Origin of the sequence: Corynebacterium ciconiae DSM 44920 (assembly GCF_030440575.1) — a bacterium.
Taxonomy (GTDB): domain Bacteria; phylum Actinomycetota; class Actinomycetes; order Mycobacteriales; family Mycobacteriaceae; genus Corynebacterium; species Corynebacterium ciconiae.
The window spans coordinates 985,387-1,009,026 of the sequence record NZ_CP047189.1 but is presented as its reverse complement, the minus strand read 5'-3'; the positions used below and the strand labels follow the sequence as shown (position 1 = coordinate 1,009,026).

The 23,640-nt window shown below is 61.2% G+C and carries 13 protein-coding genes and 2 pseudogenes; 8 read left to right on the top strand and 7 right to left on the bottom strand.

Going from position 1 to position 23,640, the window contains the following annotated elements; all coding sequences use genetic code 11:
- The first annotated feature begins 169 nt into the window (after window positions 1-169).
- The 3 genes from putP (at window position 170) to CCICO_RS04500 (ending at window position 3,060) form a co-directional block, all read left to right on the top strand.
- Window positions 170-1,738, top strand: coding sequence for a sodium/proline symporter PutP (gene putP / locus CCICO_RS04510; protein WP_026161501.1), 1,569 nt, complete (start codon window positions 170-172; stop codon window positions 1,736-1,738).
- 64 nt (window positions 1,739-1,802) lie between these two features.
- Window positions 1,803-2,555 carry an HNH endonuclease family protein gene (locus CCICO_RS04505; protein ID WP_018020033.1) on the top strand — a complete coding sequence of 251 codons (753 nt, stop codon included), beginning with the start codon at window positions 1,803-1,805 and terminating at the stop codon, window positions 2,553-2,555.
- A gap of 31 nt (window positions 2,556-2,586) precedes the next feature.
- Window positions 2,587-3,060 carry a hypothetical protein gene (locus CCICO_RS04500; RefSeq protein WP_026161502.1) on the top strand — a complete coding sequence of 158 codons (474 nt, stop codon included), beginning with the start codon at window positions 2,587-2,589 and terminating at the stop codon, window positions 3,058-3,060.
- 198 nt (window positions 3,061-3,258) lie between these two features.
- On the opposite strand, the gene CCICO_RS04495 is transcribed toward CCICO_RS04500, so the two are convergent.
- Both CCICO_RS04495 and CCICO_RS04490 read right to left on the bottom strand, forming a co-directional pair.
- A complete protein-coding gene (locus CCICO_RS04495) occupies window positions 3,259-5,244 on the bottom strand; it encodes a DEAD/DEAH box helicase (RefSeq protein ID WP_018020035.1) in 1,986 nt (661 codons plus the stop codon).
- A gap of 51 nt (window positions 5,245-5,295) precedes the next feature.
- Window positions 5,296-6,549 (bottom strand): MFS transporter, encoded by a 1,254-nt coding sequence (locus CCICO_RS04490; RefSeq protein ID WP_018020036.1) that lies wholly within the window; start codon window positions 6,547-6,549, stop codon window positions 5,296-5,298.
- 93 nt (window positions 6,550-6,642) lie between these two features.
- On the opposite strand from CCICO_RS04490, the gene CCICO_RS04485 reads away from it, so the two are divergent.
- Entirely contained in the window at window positions 6,643-7,197 is a 555-nt protein-coding gene (locus CCICO_RS04485) for a hypothetical protein (protein WP_244264001.1), read from the top strand.
- 33 nt (window positions 7,198-7,230) lie between these two features.
- On the opposite strand, the gene CCICO_RS04480 is transcribed toward CCICO_RS04485, so the two are convergent.
- The 3 genes from CCICO_RS04480 to CCICO_RS04470 form a co-directional block, all read right to left on the bottom strand.
- Window positions 7,231-7,917, bottom strand: coding sequence for a hypothetical protein (locus CCICO_RS04480; RefSeq protein ID WP_018020038.1), 687 nt, complete (start codon window positions 7,915-7,917; stop codon window positions 7,231-7,233).
- Between the two features lie 150 nt (window positions 7,918-8,067).
- Complete coding sequence (locus CCICO_RS04475; RefSeq protein ID WP_018020039.1) at window positions 8,068-8,913, bottom strand: (2Fe-2S)-binding protein; 846 nt, start codon at window positions 8,911-8,913, stop codon at window positions 8,068-8,070.
- A complete protein-coding gene (locus tag CCICO_RS04470) occupies window positions 8,914-10,521 on the bottom strand; it encodes a carboxylesterase/lipase family protein (protein WP_018020040.1) in 1,608 nt (535 codons plus the stop codon). It abuts the gene before it with no gap.
- Between the two features lie 375 nt (window positions 10,522-10,896).
- On the opposite strand from CCICO_RS04470, the pseudogene CCICO_RS04465 reads away from it, so the two are divergent.
- The 3 genes and pseudogenes from CCICO_RS04465 to CCICO_RS04455 all read left to right on the top strand — a co-directional run.
- Window positions 10,897-11,667, top strand: a pseudogene (locus tag CCICO_RS04465) (hypothetical protein); the annotation flags it as partial.
- Between the two features lie 680 nt (window positions 11,668-12,347).
- Window positions 12,348-16,109 (top strand): ABC transporter ATP-binding protein, encoded by a 3,762-nt coding sequence (locus CCICO_RS04460; RefSeq protein WP_026161503.1) that lies wholly within the window; start codon window positions 12,348-12,350, stop codon window positions 16,107-16,109.
- A gap of 193 nt (window positions 16,110-16,302) precedes the next feature.
- The gene (locus tag CCICO_RS04455; protein ID WP_018020043.1) at window positions 16,303-20,100 is read left to right on the top strand and encodes a multifunctional oxoglutarate decarboxylase/oxoglutarate dehydrogenase thiamine pyrophosphate-binding subunit/dihydrolipoyllysine-residue succinyltransferase subunit; all 3,798 of its coding nucleotides are present in this window, start codon (window positions 16,303-16,305) and stop codon (window positions 20,098-20,100) included.
- Between the two features lie 183 nt (window positions 20,101-20,283).
- Here CCICO_RS04455 and CCICO_RS04450 read toward each other — a convergent pair whose 3' ends face one another.
- Window positions 20,284-21,021, bottom strand: a complete 738-nt coding sequence (locus CCICO_RS04450; protein WP_156809872.1) for a hypothetical protein — start codon at window positions 21,019-21,021, stop codon at window positions 20,284-20,286.
- 220 nt (window positions 21,022-21,241) lie between these two features.
- Here CCICO_RS04450 and CCICO_RS04445 point away from each other — a divergent pair, with 220 nt between their 5' ends.
- Window positions 21,242-22,330: a magnesium and cobalt transport protein CorA gene (locus CCICO_RS04445; RefSeq protein WP_018020045.1), complete on the top strand. Its 1,089-nt coding sequence runs from the start codon at window positions 21,242-21,244 to the stop codon at window positions 22,328-22,330.
- A 339-nt stretch (window positions 22,331-22,669) separates the two neighbouring features.
- On the opposite strand, the pseudogene CCICO_RS04440 reads toward CCICO_RS04445, so the two are convergent.
- Window positions 22,670-23,137 (bottom strand): annotated as a pseudogene (locus CCICO_RS04440) (YflT domain-containing protein); the annotation flags it as partial.
- Window positions 23,138-23,640: the final 503 nt, after the last annotated feature.

Below are 23,640 nucleotides of genomic sequence, written 5' to 3'. Positions count from 1 at the left end.
CGAGGGCGCCCACGCCGTGTCGATCAAAGAATATGGGCTGCGCGCGGGCGATAGGCGCCCGAGGAAGCGATGCACGGAGTTCGTGCATCGCCCCGGCCCCTCGTTACAGACCTGTGCGCAGGCACACAAGTTGCGTAGCATCGGAGAAAACAAGAATGGAGTGCACGACGTGAGCGAAAATACGTGGTTTATTCTCGCGATCATCATCTACATGCTAGGGATGCTCGCGATTGGTTATTGGAGTTATAAACAAACAGACGAGTACGACGATTATGTGCTCGCCGGTCGCGGCCTCAACCCCTTCGTGGCTGCGCTGTCGGCAGGCGCATCGGATATGTCCGGCTGGCTTTTGATGGGCCTGCCCGGTGCACTGTTTGTCACCGGCTTTTCGGAACTGTGGATCGCCATCGGCCTGCTGATTGGCTGCTGGGCCAACTGGACGTGGGTGGCGCCGCGGCTGCGTTCCTATTCAGAGATCGCCAACAACTCGATTACGGTTCCGAGTTTCTTGGAAAACCGTGTGCAGGATAAATCCCGTGTTCTGCGCATTGTCTCCGCCGTGGTGATCATTATTTTCTTCACCTTCTATGTCTCCTCCGGCATGGTCTCGGGCGGCAAGTACTTTGAGTCCACCTTCGGTGGCAGCTACCTAGACGGCATGCTCATTGTGGCCGCAGTGACGGTGGCCTACACCTTCATCGGCGGCTTCCTCGCGGTGTCCTACACCGACGCTGTCCAGGGCACCATCATGTTTGCGGCATTGATCGTGGTGCCGATCATGGCGCTTCTTTCCCTCGACGAGCCGTCCAGCATCTTCACGTGGGCTACCAATCAGCCCTATGGCCCCTATGACGCGGGCAATCCCAGCTACTTCAACATGATCTCTGGGGTCTCGATCGCCGCAATCATCGGCAACCTCGCCTGGGGCTTGGGCTACTTTGGCCAGCCGCACATCATCGTCCGCTTCATGGCGCTGCGCGCCCCCTCCGAGGCCAAGACCGGCCGTTGGATCGGTGTGGGCTGGATGCTGCTGTGCATCGTCGGCGCCACCTTCGCCGCGTTGGTCGGCACCGCCTTCTTCGGCCAGGATCCCTCGATTCTGGTGACCGACCGCGACGCCTTCGAGACGATCTTCCTAGACATGGGGCGGATCCTCTTCTACCCGCTGCTCGCAGGTCTGCTGCTGACCGCTGTGCTGGCGGCGATCATGTCCACCCTCTCCTCGCAGCTGCTGGTTACCTCCTCCGCGTTGATCGAGGATCTGACCAAGATCATCTACAAGCGCAGCCTGCCGGATAATGTGCTGGTGAACCTCTCGCGTACCGCAGTGGTGGCGGTGGCCGCAATCGCCGCCGTGCTAGCGATCAACCCCTCCGATTCGATTCTGGGCCTGGTGGGCTTCGCTTGGGCGGGCTTCGGTTCCGCCTTCGGCCCGATCGTGCTCGCTTCCTTGTACTGGCGTCGTCTCACCGCCGGCGGTGCGATCGCCGGGATGATCACCGGCGCCGTGGTCTCCTTCGCTTGGGGCATGTCTTCGCTGAGCGATAGCCTCTACGAGATGGTGCCGGGCTTCTTCGCCGCCACCCTCGTGATGGTGCTTGTCTCCATCATGTCCAAGGGGCCCAGCCAGCAAGTGCTCGAGGAGTTCGACTCCGCCTCGAAGCTCGCCCGCATCGCTGAGAAAGACCCCGAGATGAACATCGAAACGGCAGCCGAGCAGCTCGATACCAAGAGCTAGGCTCACAGCTCGAAACGCACGACAAAGGGAACCTCCACGAGGTTCCCTTTCGTCATTGAAGGGTATGGATCTTTCTTCACGCCGCGGCTGGGGCGTGCTTTTAGGCTTATCGACGCTCATCTGGCTCATCATCGGCTTTGCCGGGCGCATCCCCGCACACCCATCCACCGAGCCGCATCTGCCTGGACTTGCCGAGACACTGCCTCAGGTGAGCGTCGTCAAGGCACGCAGCAAGCACCCTGGATACCAGCGAGAGTTCTTTGGTCCTGGGTGGCGAGCCCAGCCCGAACTCGGCCCAGGCTGCACCACCCGTGATCGCACGCTTCGCGCAGCTGGGGTGACGGCATCATGCGAGCGCAGACCCCATGGGGCGCTGCGTGATCTCTACACGGGAGAGACAGTCGATGCGGCCACTGAGGACATCCAGATCGACCACATTTTCCCTTTAGCGGCCGCGTGGGATCTTGGCGCGGCAATATGGCCCAGCATAAAAGCCGAGGATTTCGCCAATGATCCGCTCAATATCGTTGCCGTGAGTGCGCACGCCAATCAAGAAAAAAGCGATGCGCTTCCCTCCGTATGGATGCCGCCATATCACCGCCACCACTGCTGGTATTCCGAACGCCTCGCCTATGTGGCCGCGCGCTATGGCTTGGCGCTGCCGCACAAGGATATTGCCCGAATGAAACGCAGCTGCTGGGTTAGCGAAGTTCTGGGGTTTTCACTAAACTCGCAGTTTGCGCTCAGTTTTCCCGCCGCGCACCACCAGCGCGTCCGGCAGGCAAGGCTGCGGCGCGATGTTCACACCACCCAGTGACAATTCACCCATTAGTGAAAGAGGAATAATCATTTCTACTGTGATGCTGGCACTCCATGTGCTCTCCGCCGTGCTCTTTTTGGGCCCGGTTACCGTGGCCGTATCCACCTTCCATGTGCAAGCAGCCCATGCACATGACGGCAACGACAAGGCCAAGGGATCCGCCGCACTGCTCTACCGCATCAGCAACACCTACGGTCTACTCTCGCTGCTCGTGCCCTTGCTGGGCTTCGGCGTAATGTTCTCTAACCTCGATGTGTGGGCCAAGGAAGGACTGTTGCACGCGTCCATCCTGCTGTCCATCATCGCGTGGGCCATCCTGTACTTCATGATCCTGCCCCGCCAAAAGGCCATGGCCGCCGAGCTGGGAATTTTGGATTCAGATGACATGCCGGAGAAAACCACCGTGGACAACTGGGACAAGGCCAAGTCTCAGCTTTCTATGTTCGGCGGCATTTTCTCCCTGCTCTGGATTATCGTCTTTGCCTTGATGATGACCATGTAGCACCCAGCTGCTCATCGCACACTCCCCGCCGCATATGCGACGGGGAGTGTTCTTTTTCTCCTACGCCCTTCAATTCGAAAGCCTGCGGGCACGGCTGTGCGGTGCGGGAGATAGCAATAAACAACACCTCGCCGGTGAAAGAAACCGGCGAGGTGTTGTTCTCTTAATGCTGCTCAGCCACCAATGGCTGCGGGAGTTTTAGTAGCGATCGTCGCGGCGACGGAAGTTTCCGCGGCGGTCACCACGGTCTCCCCTATCTCCACGGTCTCGGCGATCATAACCGCGGCCGCCACGGCCACCGTCACGTCCACCGCGGCCACCTCGACCACCGAAGCCACGGCCACCGCCGCGCCCGCCGCGGTCACCATAGCCGCGATCCAAGGAAGCATCGGGGGCCGATTCGATGTTGATCAATTGACCGGAGATACGGGTATCTTCCAAGCGGTCAAACACATCGCGCGGCAGATCCTTGGGCAGCTCGACGAGAGTGTGATCAACATTGATCACGATCCGGCCGAAGTCCTTAGAGTTCAGGCCGCCCTCGTTAGCCAATGCGCCAACAATCGACCCAGGGCGCACGTGCTGGCGCTTGCCCACGGCGAGACGATAGATCCCCATGTTCTGGTTCGAACGCTCAAAACGCCCGCCGCGATCGCCGCGATCACGGCCACCTCGGTCGAAGTCGCGGTCGCGGCGATCGGAACGATCCTTACGCTTATCGCGCGGCGGCTCCTTCATCAGGAACTCGTCGCTAGCCTGGGCCTGCGTAGCCAAAGCAGCGGCGATGTCCACCATCGGGATGTCGTGCTCGTCGGAGTAAGTCTGCACCAGCGAGCGGAAAACGCTCACCTGAGAATTCTCCAGGGCCTCGGTGATCGAATCGGCGAACTTCTCCTTGCGGGACTCGTTTACCTCGTCCACGGTCGGCAGGTCCATCTCGTTGAGCGGCGCATTAGTAGCGCGCTCGATGGAACGCAGCATGCGGCGCTCACGCGGGGTGACAAAGAGAATGGCCTCGCCGGAGCGGCCGGCACGGCCGGTGCGACCGATGCGGTGCACATAAGACTCGGTGTCGTGCGGGATATCGTAGTTGAGCACGTGGCTGATACGGTCCACGTCCAAACCACGGGCGGCAACATCGGTAGCCACGAGGATGTCCAAGCGGCCATCCTTGAGCTGATCCACAGTGCGCTCGCGCTGGGCCTGCGGAATATCGCCGTTGATGGCCTGAGCGGAGAAGCCACGAGCACGCAGCTTCTCAGCGAGCTCCTCGGTCTCGAACTTGGTGCGCACGAACATGATCATCGCCTCAAACTCGGTGACCTCAAGAATGCGGGTCAAGGCGTCGAGCTTGTTGCGGTGCGCCACCAAGAGGTAGCGCTGGTTGATATTGGTGTTCGTGCGGCTCGTCGAGCGAACAGTAATTTCCTGTGGCTCGTTGAGGTACTGCTGGGAAATCTTTCGGATGCCATTGGGCATCGTCGCCGAGAACAGTGCTACCTGCTTGTCCTCCGGCGTGTCGGCGAGGATCCGCTCGACGTCTTCCTGGAAGCCCATCTGCAGCATCTCGTCGGCTTCGTCGAGCACGAGGTAGCGCAGGCCGGAAATGTCCAGCGAGCCCTTTTGCAGGTGGTCGATCACACGACCCGGGGTACCCACAACGATGTGTGCACCGCGGCGCAGGCCCGACAGCTGGATGCCATAGGACTGGCCGCCGTAGATCGGCAGGACGTTGATGCCGCCGAGGTGATCGGCGAAGGACTGGAAGGAATCGGCAACCTGCAGCGCGAGCTCACGCGTGGGTGCCAAGACCAATGCCTGCGGCGAACGCTCATCCTTATTGATGCGCGCCAGAATCGGCAGCGCGAAGGCGGCGGTTTTGCCGGTACCCGTTTGGGCGAGGCCTACGACATCGTGGCCACCCATGAGAACGGGGATAGTTTGCTCTTGAATGGGGGACGGCGTTTCAAAGCCAACCTTGGTGACTGCCTCCAACACATCTGAGGGTAAGTCCAAGCTTTCAAAGCCGGTGGGTGAGCCGGTGTCCTCAGAAGTGTTCGCATCCCTGGTGCTGTGCTGATCGGCAGCCTGTGCTGCCGCACCTTGCGAAGTATCCTGAGAGTCCGACGAAACGATATGATCCGGACGTTCCACGTCTCCGGTGACGTTATCGGTGTTACTCATTGCCCCACCACGTTACGCCGCGCGGCGATGCATAGCCAATTGCCGCCGTGCTTAACCCTTGCGACTAGCGGTTTCCTCGTCCTCCGCGACGCTAAGATCCAGCGACTCGCGCGCCTTGAGCCACACCGTAGCGGCGCACAAACCAATTACGCCGCAGGAAGCGAAGGCCCATTCATACCCAGCGTGTTCTGCCAATGCCCCCACCACGATAGGGCCGGTAATCGCCCCCAGATCTTGGGCCATTTGGAAATTCGCCAGCACTCGCCCGCCGGAGCGATGCCTACCCACGACATCAGCAAGCACTGCCTGCTGAGCGGGGTTGAGACAACCCGCACCAAAGCCCGCAAATACAGACACAGTGAGCAAAGTGATCGGCTCGTGGGTTAGCCCGATACTGGCGGTGAACACGGCATTGATCACCAGACCAGGGATCACCAGCGGCTTGCGCCCCCAGCGATCGGATAGCCGGCCAGAAAATTGCAATGCGAGGGCGTTTCCTCCGGCAAAGAAGGCAAGCGCGATACCTGCCACAGCGCCCGCTTGGTGGAACATGGCTGCAGCGAAGAGCGGAATCACGGCCACACGGACACCAAAATTGGACCAGCCATTGGCGAAGCCAGAGACCAATACAGCCTTGTAGGCGGAGTCCCGCCACGCTTCCCGGAAGTGCATCGGCGGTGAGGTATCACCCTTTTCATAGTTACCGATGACCTCTTCCGAGAGCATCACATACACCACTGCCGCCGCTAAGAGCACTGTTGCGCCATAAATAAAAAACGGTGCCCGCATGCCCATAAAGGACAGCGCCGCGCCCACCACGGGCCCTACGACATTGCCCACGAGAAAACCAGTGGCATAAATAGACGAGGCCTTACCTCGTACCGCTGGCGGAGCCATCCGCACAATAAGACCCATGGCCGAGACGGTGAACATGGTAGAGCCGATGCCGCCGATCCCGCGCAGCACGAGGATCTGCCAGTACTGATGCGTCGCCCCCACCAAGCCGGTGGTGATGGCCACGGTCACCAGGCCAGTGAGATAAACCTTGCGGGAACCAATGCGATCAATCGCCCTGCCAGAGACAGGGGCAAAGAACAGGCGCGAGGCGGCGAATACAGACACCACCGCACTGGCGGCGGCGAGGGAAACATCAAAACTGCGCGCAAACTGCGGAATGATGGGGGCAACGATGCCGAAACCGAGGGCAATAATAAAGGCCGCCGCAACCAGCGCCCAGATTTCCTTGGGCAACGGTGGAACCGGATGCTTGTCGGGCTTCCGGGTGGATCCTTGCCGACGCAGCACGCGCCTCACTCCTCCTGACACCACACCGCCACTGTCGAACATCTGTTCGCATGGCGCCTGGGGGTGTCGTGCTCGTTGTTTAGTATGCGGGCCATGCGAAACATTAACAGCAACAGCACTCCCCAGTTCTTTAATCCCACCCAGCGGTACAGCACCACAGGCCGCGCAGGCCAACGGCCGGTTTCCACGGCCACCGCACTGGCTTTGATCAGGCGGGACCACCCGGAGATAGTGGAACGGGTGGCGTCTACCATCCACCATCCCCGTTCGCTCGCCCGTACCCCCAGCACGTGGCGGCCACCAACTCTCAGCTTGCCTGCGGTGGACATAGCGGGCTTTCCCGAGTTGAAGATCAACATCACTCGCTACCGAGCCAATCCAGCCATGGCGGCCGCGCTCGCCCATGGCCCCGGCTCCCCCACTCCGGCTTATGCGGTGATCGCCCGGTTTACTAACCCCACCGGAGACAGCGTGCCGCCTGCGGTGTACGAGGCGTGGATGCGCGCCTTCATTCCGCATGATGCCGCCTCGATGGTGCATGAGATCATCACTCCCACCGCGCCGACCTACTGCTGGGTGGTTGATAGCACCTATACCCCAGTGCCCTCGCCCGCATCCTTCTTTGTCCAACGCACCAACGCGGCCTAGGCGATTTCCAGACTCTCTTGCAGGCGCAGGTGGTTAGTCCTCGTCGTCCTCGTCGAGGTCGAAGTACTCCTCCTCATCGGTGTCATAGAGCCCTCCGAGCGCAGATCTGGGAACTGGTCCCGTGCTGGCATCCTCATCAATGGGCGCGAGCTGCTCCTCCCACTCCTCGGCGTGCTCAGCGGCCAAGCTGATGACATCCAAGAGCCGGTCATAGTCGGTGAAGGAACCAAGGCTGAGAATCTCATCATCCCAAGCCTCGTCGTCATCGCCGAGGGCCATAAAGTCCACGGTGGCCGTGGGCACGCCTTCTTCCAGATCTACGCACACGTGGATTTCGGAATTCACTGCTACCTCGGCCCGCACAGTGTGGGCATCGTCCTCATCTTGAAAAAAGTCGAGGTCCGCGAGGCGGTCATCAGTGCCGTCTAGTACATCCCGCAGGATGGTCACCACCTGGTCGGTGGCGATGTGCTCGTCCACTGTGGCCACGGCGTCATCCACGGAGAACACCACGGCCACCAGCACTGCCTCGAAGTCCTCGTCTTCTTCGTCCACATCGGCGGCGGCGATATAGACGTTGGCGGCAGGAAAGTCTGGGTCGATATCCACAAAGTGGATCTCCACCTCAGAGGTGATCGGAACAAAGAGAGTGCAGTCATGGGCGCGGGACTCAATACCCGCATCGTCTAGCGCCGCTGCAATGTCCTCTAGAAAGCTCATGGAGGCAGGCTGTCCTTCCGGATAGATAATTGGTCGATAGCCCTCCACCACCGGTGGGGTTATCGCTACTACAGCCTAGTTGCCATGAGGCGGAATCGCCGCAGCGAAAAAGGCAGAAGTACCCCGTGTGTACCCCGCCCAATCTGGCGATTAAAGCACCTCGCAATGCTGGGCCATGCGTTCGCGCTTGACATCCGGTTTTTGTTTAGGACAAGACACGCACGTGCCACATCCGGGCGAGTGAAAAATCATGCAACAACTCAGCCGTTTAGTGCTAAGAACCACATCTTCTTCGGGCTCCTCTTCTCGCATAGCCCGCTCAACATCGCTAGGGCGAAACTCTCCTTCCACAAAGTCGAGAAAGCGCGGCTCGGCCACTCGTGCCCTGTCTTGCAGTTCGCTACGCATCCCCTCCAGCACCGCACAGCAGGCAGCAATTGCCTCGTATGGGGCGAAGGCCTCATTACCCGCTCCGGCAGCGCCCATCGACACCGCATCACTAACCACGGCCCATAGCGCAGCGGCCGAGACATCCGTGGTGGTCGTGAGCTCATTCACGATCGGCTCAAACAGGCCAGCCCACCCCGCTCCGAGCTGCTGATAACTCCCCGCCGAAGGCTCCACCACCTCCTTCGGGTGATAGCCGTACCAAAAACCGGCCCCCTCACCGTGAGGAGTCTGCACAAACATGGTGGCTGGGTGCTCGCTCGAGTACAGCGCCACGAGGTCGTGATCCAGAGCGAGCATCATGGTCGGTTCCACCAGCGTGGTGACAAAACTGTGAAACCACAGTTGCGCACAGTGTTTGTCCTTCTCCATGGGAAAAAGCTGGTGGGTGGCGGCGATGGCCGCGCGGATCCGGGTACCGAGGTTGGCGTCGATAAGCTGCGTGGACAGCAACACCTCGGAGTTCTCGCTCATCGGCATCAGGGCTTGGCTGAAGCGCGGATGCTCGTGGACTAGCAAAGACCAATGCGATGCTGGTGTAAAACTCATCTACCTTCTCCCCTCTTGGGACAGCGAGCGTTGAGTAGTGCGCGGCAGAATCGACTCGAGCATCGCCAGCGTTCTTGCCACGCGCGTGGGGCTGGTGATGTCAGCATCGTCTTCTCCCCACTGCCGCAAATCATAGTTCTCCCATGCTTGTCGACGCTGCGACGCCGGGTCATACACCACCGTCGATGGAGTGTCGAACACCTTGGTAGCCCGGCGCGGCATCCGGTCGGCCACGGCAGCCCGGTAACGAGGCCAGCCAGATCCCACCTTGGAGTGATGGATGAAATTGCCCCAATAGGCCTGCAATTCGGTAGTAAGCGCCGCAAACTCGGCTGTGCCTCCGAGCTTGTTCAGCCCTGAGACCCTGGATGCATTCATATCGCCGAAGACAGCGGTGAGTTCGAGTGAGTGCATTGCGCCGATGCCGAGGCGGCGCAATGCAACGGGGGCGAAGTCGAAGCGATACATCCAGGTGTCGGCGATGCGCGCGTGCGCTTCGGCGAGGCGCACTGAGGGCACCCAGAACACCGCGTCGGTGAGGAGGTTGGCGAACTCTTCTCGGCTGAAGGCGGCAGAGTATTCGCGGAGAACCTCGTGGGCGCGCTGGTTATCGAAGGCGGTGAGCATGCGATGCGCCGACCGCGACCTGGCCGATTCACGCACGTACAGGGCTTTAGCCACCGAGGCTTCATCGTTGTTGGTGCCGATGAGCAGGGGCACTGGCGCTTGGCGGCCTTCGGCGAAGGCGTCGAGGGGGTGCTGGGGCAGCACGTGGCCATCGACCACCGGCCCGTAGGGCGAGTTGAGGTTGAGCATGTCGCGCAGGCGGAGCTGGGAAAGGCTGCCGGCGCGCACCAGATCGGCTGGCGGCAGGGCCCGCAACACCGACATGTCGGCGAGGTCGTGCAACTTGAGGTTATCCATGAGCGCACGCGCCCAGCGTCGTGATTGGGCTTGGGAATGAAAGGAGGCCGCTGGCGCGGATTGCGCGATGGCTTTGTGAAACAGACCCCGTGCCGCGGGTGAGGCCATCAGCGAGATCACGCTCGCCGCGCCAGCTGACTCGCCCATGATGGCGATATTGGTGCTATCGCCGCCGAAAGCGGCGATGTTTTTCTTCACCCAGCGCAAGGCCGCGAGCTGATCGTGCATCGCCGGGGTGGGTACGCACTGCCCTTCAATTTCGGAAAGATCGAGATAGCCGAACACTCCGAGCCTGAAGTTCACCGACACGTAGACCACGTCGAGGGCGCGCACGAAGTTGTGTCCACGCAGCATGGTCTCATGGGAGGATCCCACTAGGTAGGAGCCGCCGTGGAAGTACACCACCACGGGTAGCTGTTCATCGGTGTCGGGGCGCACGATATCAAGGTTGAGGCAGTCGGGCCCGCCCACAAGCTTGGTTCCCCACAAACTCGCCGGTTGCCACGCCTTGGCGCCGTAGTCGGTGCACTCCTTCACTCGGGCCCAGGGCTGGACGGGATGGGGTACCCGCCAGCGGCGGTCGCCGTCGACAAGCCCCGCGTAGGGCACACCCCGCCACGTCAGCAGGCCGGAGCGCGCCACGCCCTTGATGTAGCCGGCGGTGGTTCGGACCAGCGTTTCCATAGCTTCTACGGTAGTTGCTCATCCCGCTCGGTGCGCGCTACTACGCAGCAGAGTGCTTCCGCTGCGTCGCCACCCACACCAAGACATGGGATCACGAAAATGTGGAGAAAAGATAACAGTTGTGCTCACGTTGCCGTGTGGAATATACGTTCTGCCGACTCGTCGTTTAAGGTTGCTTGTGCCCTTGTGCGCGGATTTAACCACCCTCAGCTCTGCGCCGATAATGATGTGCCCTCACACCCGCTGCCTGTAGGTTCCTTCTCAACAGATTCGTGCGGACAATTATGGCCCATTCTTCATTATTCGGTCACTCCGCGCACGACACGATATTTCCTCACAACACTTTTCAGTATTTACAAGGAGAAAATTCTCATTATGTCTACCTCTTCAGATAACGAGCACACTGACGACATCACCGATGCTCTCGGTTCTGACCCTGCGGCTGTGCACGAGCGCAGCGGAAAATCGGGCAAGATGCTCATTAAGGCCCTCGACCACGTAGTCAAGATGCAGGCCTCGTCGATCACTAACTACGTAAATTGGCTGCGCAAGCGCAACCCCGAGGCCAGCCCGTCGGACATCCAGAAGATGCTGGATAAGCACGTTACCTACCTGGCCACCGGTTCGGGCGCCTCGGCCGGCGCGGCCGCAGCCGTGCCAGGCATTGGTTTCATCACCGGTGCTGCCGCGGTGGGCGCGGAGTCTTTGGTCTTCCTCGACGCCGCCGCCTTCTACACCATGGCTTCGGCATATCTGCGTGGCGCGGATATTTCCGACCCTGAGCGTCGAAAAGCACTCATCCTTGTGGTGGTGATGGGCTCCTCCGGTACCGCGCTTGTCGACGCCGCCGTCGGGGACCTGGGCGTAGATGGCGGCAATTCCACTATCTCCACCCTGTCCCGCTTCTCTGGTCCCTCTATGAGCAAGATGAATAACCGTCTGCTCAAGCAGGCGCTGAAGCAGACCAATAAGCGCCTGCGTGCTGCATGGATCGGCAAGGTTATGCCGCTTGGTATCGGCGCGGTGATTGGCACCGTGGCCAACCGCAAGCTGGCGAAGAAGCTCATCGGTAACACCTACGACTCCCTTGGTCCGGCCCCCGCGGAGTTCCCCTCCGCCCTGCCGGCTGTGGATGAGATCAAGGATCAAGACATAGCCGAATTGGACAAGGAAGTCACCGAGGCCGTGGAGCACGCCCACCAGAAGGAGGGCGTGGCAGCCCGCAGCTGGGAGCGCATCACCTCCACCGCCGGCACCGTGGGCGGCGGAGTGGCCAGCGCTGCTCGTGGGGTTGCTGGAGGCGTGTCCGGGACTGTGCGTAAACTTCCTTTCGTACCGAAGAAGAAGGACGCCACCGACGGCAAAGCATAAAGCCGTGGCCTAGGACCACCAGATCCGACGGTGCACCGCTGACCAGCTCAACACAGCACCACGCCCCGCCTCCTGTGGATCGCCCGAATATTCATGTCGGTCGAGATAGGTGGCGGGGTTTTCCTTATGCGTTGCGGCCCAGCAGGATCCGAGCTTCCGGGCTACGTCGCGCATCGTTGCGGCGGAATGCCGACTGATCGCGCGGAGACTAAGCGCACTTTGGCGGCCCTGGGGCGGCAGCGAGCGAGTGGCAGCGTTGCGTGTCAACCACTGCTATCAGCGTTGGCGTGTCAGCGCACACTAAGCCGTTCGGCACCTTCTGTTTGGCGGTATTCTCGGCGAAGAATGAGGAGTTAGCACCCATGAACACATCCCCAAGCGCACGTTCTGCGGAGAGTTCAGCGAGCCGTGCGAGTGCCCAGACCTCGTCTTCCTCCACCGATACCGCCGAGCAGATGCAGGCTTTTCCGGCGCTGCGGCGTTTGCTCAGCACCGCGTGGGAGCTGAAATCAGTCACGATTTTCGCTCTCGCCTGCACCCTTGCCGAGGTGGTGGTGGAGCTGAGCGTGCCGCTTCTTACTGGCAATGCGGTAGATATCGCCACCGGGGCGCGATCTTCTACCTCGTGGACGGAATTCGTTGGCCACAGCGGCCTCTTCGCCCCCTTCGGTGTCTCCGGCACGGCTGACACGCTTCGAATCGTGGTGATTTCGCTCGTTCTTGCCGCGGTCATTCGTTTAGTTTTCCAAGCAGGGCGCCGCTATTCGGCAGGGCGTTTATCTATCTCCGTGCAGTATCTGCTCCGAGTTCGCATCCTGTCCGCGCTCTCTCGCCTCGACGGACCGGGCCACGATCGCATCCGCACCGGCGAGGTGGTGTCCCGCTCGATCTCCGATCTCAACCAAATCCAGGGCATTCTGGCCATGACCCCCATGGCTCTCGGCGCGGTGGTGAAGATCATTGCCGAGCTTGCCGTGATGATGTGGCTCTCTCCCCTTCTTGCATTGATCGCGGTGGTCTCGCTTCCGGTGGTGCTGTGTGCCGCCGTGCTCACTCGGCGCCCGCTCTACGCGGCTACGTGGACTGCCCAGCAACAAGCTGCGGAGGTGGCAAGCCATGTGGAAGAGGCCGTCAGCGGCATTCGCGTGGTCAAGGCCTTTGGCCAAGAAGATCGCGAAAGCCACAACCTCGCCACGGCGAGCCGCCGCTTGTTCTCCTTGCGCATGCGCGTGGCTCACCTCACCGCCCGCTATATCCCCTTCATCGAGCGGCTCCCGCAGCTAGCACTGGTGGCCAACGTGGCCTGTGGCGGCCTACTCGTACTCAACGGCACCATTACTCTCGGAGTTTTTGTTACTTTCTCCTCCTATCTCGTCTCATTAACCGGCTTGGCTCGCGTCTCCAGCGGCATGCTCATGCGCATTTACATGGGCTTTTCTTCGGTCGAGCGGGTCTTCGATGTCCTCGACCAACGCCCCACCTTGCCCGAACCGCGCGATCCTGTCAGCCTCCCTTCGCGCAGGCTCGGCCTCGCTGTCGATAATGTCTACTTCCGTCAGCCTGACGGCGGGGCTTCAGTTCTCAACGGCATCTCCCTGCATGTTCCTCCAGGCACCCGCATGGCACTCGTGGGCCCGGGTGGATCCGGAAAGACCATGCTCGCTCAGCTGATGGGGCGTTTCTACGATCCCGATTCAGGCAGCATTACGCTTATCGACGCCACCTCTACCTCCTTTGACCTACGGGATCTCTCTCGCGCCGAACTGCGTGAACGGGTGGCCATCGTCTTCGACGAGCCTTTTTTGTTCTCCGATTCGATTCGCGCAAACATCACCGTGGGAGCCGACATCTCGGACGAAGCTCTCCGCACGGCCCTCGACGCCTCTTGCGCCGCAGAGTTTGTCGACGAGCTGGAGGATGGGCTCGACACCGTTCTCGATGAACGAGGCCTCGATCTCTCGGGCGGTCAGCGTCAGCGTATTGCCCTCGCCCGCGCTCTGGCTCGCGGCGCCGATGTGGTGGTGTTAGACGATGCCACCTCCGCTATCGACGCGATTACCGAAGCCGCAATCTATGAGGGCATCAAACGCCACTACCCAGAGCTGACGATCATCGCCATCGCGCACCGCGCCTCCACCTTGGAGCTCACCGATAAGGTGGCACTTGTCGATCGCGGCCGAGTGACCGCCTGCGGCAGCCTGGAGGAGATCTCCAACAATCGCGAGTTTGCACACCTGATGGATCTCGGCTTCCAGCAGCGCAGCGATGAGAATGGGCCTGTGCCCTTCGACTCGGACGAACGCCCCAGCGACGAGCTGCTGTGGCCACAGGCACCCGATACGAATGACCGCCTAGGGCGCAGCACGATCGCCGCTTCCCAAACCACGGCCATTAGTGGACGCGGGGCGTTGATGTCTCAGCCACTCAACGCCAGGCTCGCCGCCGATATCGACCAGTTGCCCAAGGCCACCGAACAACCTCAGATCGCCGTGGATGAATCCGAGGAAGGCTTCAGCCTCACGCGGCTCTTTCGCCCGGTGCGAGGGCTGATCGTGGTCAGCATTGTGCTGCTTATCCTCGGAGTGCTCGCTGACATCGCTTTGCCCACCCTCATCCGCTATGCCATCGACCATGGCGTGTCTGAAGGCAGTCGCCGCACCTTGGCGCTGGTGGCCGTAGCGGGTCTCGGCATGATTCTACTCAGCTGGGCTGCAGCGATGGCGCAAACCATCGTCACCGCCCGCACCGGAGAGCGCCTGCTTTACGGGTTGCGCGTGCGCTCTTTCCGCCACATTCTGCGGCTGTCCATGGATTTCTTCGAGCGCACCCTCTCCGGCACCATCATGACCCGCATGACCACCGATATTGATGCGCTCAGCTCCTTTCTCCAGACTGGACTCGCGCAGACCGTGGTAGCGCTGAGCACAGTGGTGGGAATCATGGTGATGCTGCTGGCCACCAACCTCACGCTGTCGCTGGTGGCGTTGTGTGCGCTGCCGATCGTGGCTCTAGCCACCGTGGTCTTTCGCCACATTTCCTCGCGGCTGTACCGGCGCAGCCGCGAACAAGTGTCGGCCGTGAACGCCGAGTTCCAAGAATCCGTGGGCGCACTACGCACCAGCCAAATGCACGGCGCGGTGGAGCGCACCCTCACCCACTTCGGCGCCAAGGCTGCGGAGTACAAGCGGCTGCGTATCGCCTCACACACCGCAGTATCTCTTTATTTCCCAGGCATCAATATGATCTCCCAGCTCGCCCAGGCGGCCGTGGTGGGCTGGGGTGCTGTCATGGTGCGCGATGGCGAGATTTCCGCTGGTGTGCTCGTTGCATTCGCCATGTATCTCGGCGCCCTGTTTGGTCCGATCCAGCAGCTCTCCCAGGTTTTCGACAGCTACCAACAGGCCCAAGTGGGATTCACTCGCATCCGGGACCTGCTCAGCACAACCCCCAGCGTGGTCTCCACCGGTACGCGGGACGACGCCGCCCGCGCCGCCACCGGCGCGTTGGCACTCGACGACGTCAGCTTCAGCTACACCTCAGATGCTCCCGCGGTCACTGAACACCTCTCGGTTGAGCTCGAACCTGGAAGCACCGTGGCGGTTGTGGGCCACACCGGCGCCGGAAAGTCCACCTTCATCAAGCTTGCGGCGCGGTTTTATGATCCCCGTCTCGGGGCGGTCCGGGCCAGCGGCATCGACATCCGTGATTTCCCGCTACGCGAGTGGCGCGCCCAGCTCGGCATGGTGCCCCAAGAGGCGCACCTGTTTAGTGGCACGATCGCCGATAACATCGCCTACGGCCGTCCCGACGCCACCCGTGAGGAGATCACTGAAGCAGCCGCTCGGGTGGGTGCATTGACCGCGATTGCCGGGATCGAGGGCGGCTTTCACGCACGCGTCGGCGAGAAAGGCCATGGCCTATCCTCCGGCCAACGCCAACTCGTCGCCTTGGCCCGTGCAGAGCTCACCCAGCCCGCACTGCTACTGCTCGATGAGGCCACCGCCACCGTGGACCCCGCCACCGAAAACACCATTCTGCAGGCCTCCGATCGAGTCACCGACACCCGCACCAGCGTGGTGGTGGCGCACCGTTTAAACACAGCCGCTAGGGCGGATCGGATCATCGTGATGAATCACGGCACAATCATCGAGGACGGCACCCACGAGGATCTGCTCAACCAAAAGGGAACCTACTGGCGCATGTGGACTTCCTCCTAAAACTGGGCATGGTGCCTTGGGTGGTTAGCCCGCTCACAGTCGCTTGCGCGGTGGTCAGATCTCGCACCCGAGCGATGGAATTTCCGCCCAGATTTAGGCGACAAATGGGGTCCGCCACGGTTAGTCTGGTCTAATACCACTAAACTGTGTATGAATCACCCAATACCCCAAGGAAATGAGGCGAGCACCTGCCGTGAGCAGCGCTAGTACTTTCGGCCAAAATCAATGGCTGGTAGACCAGATGTTCCAGCAGTTCCAGGAGGATCCCTCCTCCGTAGACCAGGAATGGCGCGAGCTGTTCGAGAAGGAGGGCAGCCCCGCAGAGCCCACCCCCAAGAACACCCCCGCTTCCTCGTCCAAGAGCTCCAAGAAGGTTGCCCCTAAGGACACCGAGGGCTCCGGCCCTAAGGCCCCCGCAGCGCCTAAGAACACCGCCGGTCCGAAGAACAAGGCCCAGCACAGCGAGCCCCAGCCCATCGCTGAGAAGGCCCGCAAAGCAGCGATTGATCCCAATATGGAGATCGCTCAGGCCCGCAAGGCCACCAAGGAGAAGCAGCGCAAGGCCGCTCAGTCGCCTCTGACCAAGATTCAGGACAGCCCCGAGTCCGGCAATTTCCCGCTGAAGGGCGCTGCCAAGGCCGTGGCAAAGAATATGGACATCTCCCTCGAGTTGCCGACCGCCACCTCGGTGCGCGACATGCCGGCTCGGTTGATGTTTGAAAACCGCGCGGTTATTAACAATCACCTTAAGCGCACTGTGGGCGGCAAGATCTCCTTCACCCACATCATCGGTTACGCCATGGTCAAGGCCATCATGGCGCACCCCGATATGAATAACTCCTACGAGGTGATCGACGGCAAGCCGAATCTGGTGGTGCCGGAGCACATTAACCTTGGTCTCGCCATTGACATGGTGGGTAAGGGCGGAGAGCGCTCCCTGGTGGTCGCCAAGATCGCCGAGTGCGAGAACCTTGACTTCAAGCAGTTCGTAGAGGCCTACGAAGACGTGGTCGAGCGTGGCCGCACCGGCAAGCTGAAGATGCCGGACTTCCAGGGCATCACCGTCTCCCTCACCAACCCGGGTGGTATCGGCACCCGCCACTCTGTGCCGCGCCTGACCAAGGGTCAGGGTCTCATCGTGGGTGTGGGCTCGATGGATTACCCGGCCGAGTTCGCTGGCGCCTCCGAGGATCGCCTCGCCGAGCTGGGCGTGGGCAAGCTCGTGACCATTACCTCTACCTACGATCACCGTGTGATTCAGGGCGCCGAGTCCGGCGAATTCCTGCGCACCATGTCTCAGCTGCTGGTGGATGACACCTTCTGGGACGAAATCTTCACCTGCATGTGCGTGCCCTACGCCCCGATCCGGTGGCGTCAGGATCTGCCCAACACTGGGGTGGACAAGAACACCCGCGTGATGCAGCTGATCGAGGCTTACCGCTCTCGCGGTCACCTCATCGCCGATGTCAACCCGCTCAACTGGCACCAGCCCGGCATGCCGATTCCGGATCACTCCGATCTGCAGCTGGAGTCTCACGGGCTGACCCTGTGGGATCTGGACCGCACCTTCCACGTGGGTGGCTTCGACCAGCGCGAGAAGATGACTCTGCGCGAGGTCGTGACCAAGCTGCGCGCCGCCTACACCCTGAAGGTGGGCTCCGAATACACCCACATTCTGGACAATGATGAGCGCACGTGGCTGCAGGACCGCCTTGAGGCCGGCATGCCCAAGCCCACCGTGGCCCAGCAGAAGTACATTCTGCAGAAGCTCAACGCCGCCGAGGCATTCGAGAACTTCCTGCAGACCAAGTACGTGGGCCAGAAGCGCTTCTCTCTCGAGGGCGCTGAGTCCCTCATCCCGCTGATGGATGCCGCGATCGACACCGCCGCGGGCCAAGGCCTGGACGAGGTTGTTATCGGTATGCCCCACCGCGGCCGCTTGAACGTGCTGGCCAACATCGTGGGCAAGCCCCTCGCCCAGCTCTTCAACGAGTTCGAGGGTAACGCCGACCCGGCCGCCGCTGGTGGCTCCGGCGACGTGAAGTACCACCTTGGCGCCGAGGGCAAGCACATCCAGATGTTTGGCGAGGGCGAGATCAAGGTCTCGCTCACCGCTAACCCCTCGCACCTCGAGGCCGTGAACCCCGTGATGGAGGGCATTGCCCGCGCCAAGCAGGACATCCTAGACAAGGGCGAGGCTGGCTTCTCTGTCATGCCGCTGCTGCTGCACGGCGACGCCTCCTTCGCCGGTCTGGGCGTGGTGCAGGAAACCCTGAACTTGGCGCAGCTGCGCGGCTACACCGTTGGCGGCACCGTACACATCGTGGTGAACAACCAGATCGGCTTCACCACCACCCCGGACTCGGGCCGTTCCAGCCACTACGCCACCGACTTGGCCAAGGCCTACGGCTGCCCAGTCTTCCACGTCAATGGCGACGACCCCGAGGCTGTGTACTGGGTGGGCCAGCTGGCCACCGAGTACCGCCGTCGTTATGGCAAGGACGTTTTCATCGACCTCATCTGCTACCGCCGTCGCGGCCACAACGAGGCCGATGATCCGTCGATGACCCAGCCGAAGATGTACGAGCTCATCGACGGCCGCGAGACCGTGCGCGCCCGCTACACCCAGGATCTGATTGGTCGTGGCGATCTGAACAAGGACGACGCCGAGGCCGCGGCCCGCGACTTCCACGATCAGATGGAGTCTGTGTTCAACGAGGTCAAGGAGGCCGAGAAGCGCGACGCCTCCGGACAGGAAGGCATTACCTCCTCGCAGGAGCTGCCACACGGTTTGGACACCTCCATCACTCGCGAAGAGCTCGTAGAGATGGGCCAAGCCTACATCAACGTGCCCGAGGGCTTCGAGATCCACAAGCGCGTTAAGCCGGTGGCCAAGAAGCGCGCCCAGTCCGTCAAGGAGGGTGGCATCGACTGGGGTTGGGGCGAGCTGCTCGCCTTCGGTTCTCTAGCGATCGGTGCTGAGCGCACCGTGCGCCTTGCCGGTGAGGATTCCCGCCGCGGTACCTTCACCCAGCGTCACGCGGTGATGTTCGATCCGAACACCGCCATGGAGTACAACCCGATCGACCACGTCGCCCGCGAAGAGGGCGAGGGCAAGTTCATGGTGTACAACTCGGCACTGACCGAGTTCGCCGGCATGGGCTTCGAGTACGGCTACTCCGTGGGCAACTTGGATGCCGTGGTTGCGTGGGAGGCCCAGTTCGGCGACTTCGCTAACGGCGCCCAGACCATCATCGATCAGTACCTCTCCTCCGGTGAAGCCAAGTGGGGCCAGCTCTCCAAGCTGATCCTGCTGCTTCCCCACGGCTATGAGGGCCAAGGACCGGACCACTCCTCCGCCCGCATCGAGCGATTCCTGCAGCTGTGCGCTGAGGGCACCATGACTGTGGCGCAGCCGACTACCCCGGCCAACCACTTCCACCTCATCCGCCGCCACGCATTGAGCGACCTGCACCGTCCGCTCGTGGTCTTCACCCCGAAGTCCATGCTGCGCAACAAGGCCGCTGTCTCTTCAGTGGAGGACTTCACCGAGGTCACCAAGTTCCAGTCCGTGATCAACGACCCCAACCAGTTCGATCGCGAGGGCAAGCAGCTGGGCGATCCGGAGAAGGTCACCACCATCCTGCTGTGCTCCGGCAAGGTGTACTACGACCTAGAAAAGCGCCGCGCCGACGACGGCCGTGACGATGTCGCTATCGTGCGTATGGAAATGCTGCACCCGATCCCGCACAACCGTCTGCGTGACGCCTTCGAGTGCTACCCGAACGCCAAGGAAGTGCGCTTCGTGCAGGACGAGCCCGCCAACCAGGGCCCCTGGCCGTTCTTGGCTCTGCATCTGCCGGATCTGCTGCCGGATATGCCGAAGCTGCGCCGCGTCTCGCGCCGCGCCCAGGCCTCTACCTCCACCGGTATGGCTAAGGTGCACCAGTTCGAGCAGAAGCAACTGATCAACGAGGCTTTCGCCGACTAGTGGCCAGCCCGCACTGAGCGGAGACTACGCATCAGCCCCAGGCACCGAATATCTTCGGTTCTTGGGGCTGATTTTTTTATGCTTGTAGGCGAGAAATTCGCTGCTCGCTACAGCAACGCCGCATCTGCGGCGATTGCTCGCAGGCACGAGCCCTGCTGCCACAACTCTGATGCGTAGTAGCTTTTAATCAGCGCCGCTCGAGAGCACCCTATTAGAGGACAAGAAGGTGGTGTACACCTCGTCCTGGTCCTCACCATTTTTCAGCTCCTCGGCGATCTCTTTGAGCGAAGCCTCGGAGATAGCACCGTTGACCACGTTCAGCTTGTCCCATTCCTTACGGTTGAGCAACGGTCGCTGGTAGAGGGCGATGATATTTTGCGGGAGCGCGAGTTCCTCGCTTTCGGCGCAGCCGTGGGTGGGCGAGAAATTTGAGTTGTGCACGTTGCGCGGCAAGGAACCAAGCAAGCTATCGAGCACTGTCTCTGAGAAGTCGATGTCTGTGGGAGTGATCTCTCCAGAATCGATCTTGGCGGTGTACTCCGCCGACAGCTCCTCGGCGCGGGCTGGATTAAGTGCTTCGAGGGCCGTGCCGATGCAGACCACCACCACATCGGCGTGATTGGTTTCTACCGCTTGGATGCGTTCCGCCGTGCCGAGATCGTATTCAAAGTCCACAAATGTTTGGCGTCCCCTCGAAGCGAGTGCACGCGAGTACAGCTCCCCCATGATCACTTGCTCCTGATCCGAGGAATCCACCATCACCTGCACTGGCGATACTTCCACCTCGTTGACCTCGCGATGCGGCTCAGCAACACAGCCGCTGGCAATCACACCCACTAACCCGAGGGCACACACGGTGCGTCCCATCCGAGCGGCGGCGGGTGCAAGGCGGTGAAACTGCCGGGGCATTGTCACGGTCATGGTGCAAGCAGGCCAATCTAGCTAGGAAAATAGGGTGGGGTGGGCCGAGGTGGCGTCGATAAGCGCACGCTGGCGCGAACGCCGGCACACCACCGCTGATTCTAGCGCAGCTATTCTGCTCGCCCGTGGCGGCGCGGAATTGCCGAAATAACCCAGTACAGCGGTACACTTGCCTGCGGTCAACACCTCGGTGGTGTGTGTGAGTCTAGGAGGTTCTCGTATGGTTGGTCCGATTCGTCTGCCGCGCAAGAGCGGTTCCCGCGATGAAGCCCCCGCGCGCCCGGTGGGGTCCCGCCTGCGCGTGCCCGTGGAACGGGCAGTGGATCGGTGTCGCGTGATCTCTCACGGTCGAGAGCTGAACCAGGAGTTCTCCTACGAAAATGCTCTGCACTACGCCAACGAGCACGAGGACTGCTATGTGTTGCTCGAGCTCGCCGAGCCCGACGAGCAGCAGATGGAACACATCGCCGCGATCTACGGGGTGGATGAGCTGATCGTGGAGGACACGGTGACAGCCCATCAGCGCCCCAAGGTGGAACGCTACGATAATCAGCTGTTTTTCGTGCTGCGCACCGTGGTCTACCAAGAGCATGAGCGGGTTCGTGATGCTAAGGAAATCATCCAGACCGGCGAGCTGCAGATGATTCTCGGCCCGAACTTTATTATTGCGATCCGCCACGGGCCTCTTACCGGGCTCAAGCGCTGGCGCCGCGAACTCGATGAGTGGGCCGAGCAGCTCGAGCTGGGGCCGGTGGCCATGGCGTGGCAGCTGTCGGATCTGGTGGTCAACGAATATGTGCGCATCGCTGGGGAATTGACCACCGACGTGGATGAAATCGAAGAAGAAGTCTTCACCCCGAACTCCCCCATCGATATCTCCCAGATCTACATGCTCAAGCGAGAGATCCTCGAGATGCGGCACTCGGTGGATCCGCTGAGCACTGCCCTGCGCATCCTCACCCAAAACCACAAGGATGTGCTGACAAAGCCGCTCCGGTCCTACTTCCGCGACGTGCTGGATAATCAGCTCATCGCCGCCGACACCATTGCCTCCCTCGACGAGCGACTTACCGCCTTGATCGATGCCGCAGTGGCGAAGGTGACCATGCAGCAGAACTCAGACATGCGCAAAATCTCCGCGCTTGTCGGCATGGCCGCCCTGCCCACAATGATCGCCGGCGTGTACGGCATGAACTTCGATCACATGCCGGAGCTGCACTATGAGTACAGCTACTACATTGTGCTCGGCATCATGATCGCCGCAGTGGTGCTGATGTGGTGGGTACTCAAGAAAAACCACTGGCTATAAGTCCGTGAGGTGCTAGACCTTGGCGGACACGCCAGTGGCTAGAAAAGACATGCAGGCCGCTTAGCCTCGCGGGAACTCCGGGGCGTCATGTGGCTCCCCAGATCCGCTGCCCTGTTCTGGTTGTTGCGGTTGCTGCCTCGGCTGCACAGGCTGCTCCGGCTGCTGCGGTTGTTGCGGTGCTTGCTGAGGCTGCTGCCACCCGCCATTCTGCGGCCATCCACTCTGCTGCGGCTGCGGGTGTTGCGGCTGGTGCTGGTGCTGGTGCTCTGGCTGAGCCGCACCGCCGTGCTGCGGCCACTCGCCACGGGCGTTGCTGCGGGGCCGAACGATCTCGGAGCGGGCAATGGAGTCACGCGCTTGGCGTGCAGTGTGCGGCTCGCACAGAATGTCGTAGCGGCCGGCCACGATCTGGGTACTGGAGGCGAAGTCGCGCTTACCTTTCGATGCGGCATAAGGAACACTCACGGAAACGAGCCCGAAGATCACGCCGAGGACCGCGCCGGTAAGTAGCGGCACCAGCCAGTTTTCATAAAACAGACCGAAGAGCAGCCCAAAGAACAGACCTGCCCACGCGCCAGAGACGGCACCTCCTAACAGGACTTTGCCCCAAGTCAGGCGGCCTTGGACGCGCTCAACTTCCATGAGATCGACCCCAACAATGGTGAGGTCCTTAACGGGAAACTCTTGGTCAGAGAGCATATCCACGGCGGCTTGGGCTTTGTCGTAGCTGTCAAAGCTCGCAACCGGCCAGCCTTCCGGGCGCTTCTTCATCGCCATCGCCTTCACGTTGTTCGCGGGGGATGTCATAGCAGTATCTACCAACTTCTTGTCTGTGCTCGAGCGGCGCTGCGCCACCCATAAAATTCTGCGGCAGTCACGATGCCTCGCTCCCGCCGGTGGCTCGTGGTGTGGGGCCTTACACTAGCTTTAACGCCCGAACCCCTCCGAAGGTTCCCGAACACTACGTTCCACTCTTAAAGGCAGATTGTCCATCTTCTGCACTGCGCTTATCGACGCTCACCTCCACCCCATCCCCACCCCTCCACCACAGCGGCAGCCACGGAATCGGCACCCGCACGAGTGGTGCCAAGATCAGTGTGGCTGCCAGTTACAATGTCTAAGTATAAGGGATTTGATTCCCCTACCTGCGGTGCTGTCATTTCCGCTGGTCAAGAGAGTGCCATTAGTCCCACTAGTCCTGTGATTCCTGTGGCTCCCACACTGCTTGCGGGATTTTTGCGGGATCGAGGGGCGCGCCGGGGCGGGGATGTGTAGCCCTATTATGTGTGACACACACCACACCCCTGCAT

Bases quoted from the DNA above. Each gene is read 5' to 3' on its own strand.
- CCICO_RS04505 (WP_018020033.1), top strand. From the start codon at position 1,803: ATGGATCTTTCTTCACGCCGCGGCTGGGGCGTGCTTTTAGGCTTATCG.
- CCICO_RS04495 (WP_018020035.1), bottom strand. From the start codon at position 5,244: ATGAGTAACACCGATAACGTCACCGGAGACGTGGAACGTCCGGATCAT.
- CCICO_RS04485 (WP_244264001.1), top strand. From the start codon at position 6,643: ATGCGAAACATTAACAGCAACAGCACTCCCCAGTTCTTTAATCCCACC.
- CCICO_RS04480 (WP_018020038.1), bottom strand. From the start codon at position 7,917: ATGAGCTTTCTAGAGGACATTGCAGCGGCGCTAGACGATGCGGGTATT.
- CCICO_RS04475 (WP_018020039.1), bottom strand. From the start codon at position 8,913: ATGAGTTTTACACCAGCATCGCATTGGTCTTTGCTAGTCCACGAGCAT.
- CCICO_RS04470 (WP_018020040.1), bottom strand. From the start codon at position 10,521: ATGGAAACGCTGGTCCGAACCACCGCCGGCTACATCAAGGGCGTGGCG.
- CCICO_RS04460 (WP_026161503.1), top strand. From the start codon at position 12,348: ATGCAGGCTTTTCCGGCGCTGCGGCGTTTGCTCAGCACCGCGTGGGAG.
- CCICO_RS04450 (WP_156809872.1), bottom strand. From the start codon at position 21,021: ATGACCGTGACAATGCCCCGGCAGTTTCACCGCCTTGCACCCGCCGCC.
- CCICO_RS04445 (WP_018020045.1), top strand. From the start codon at position 21,242: ATGGTTGGTCCGATTCGTCTGCCGCGCAAGAGCGGTTCCCGCGATGAA.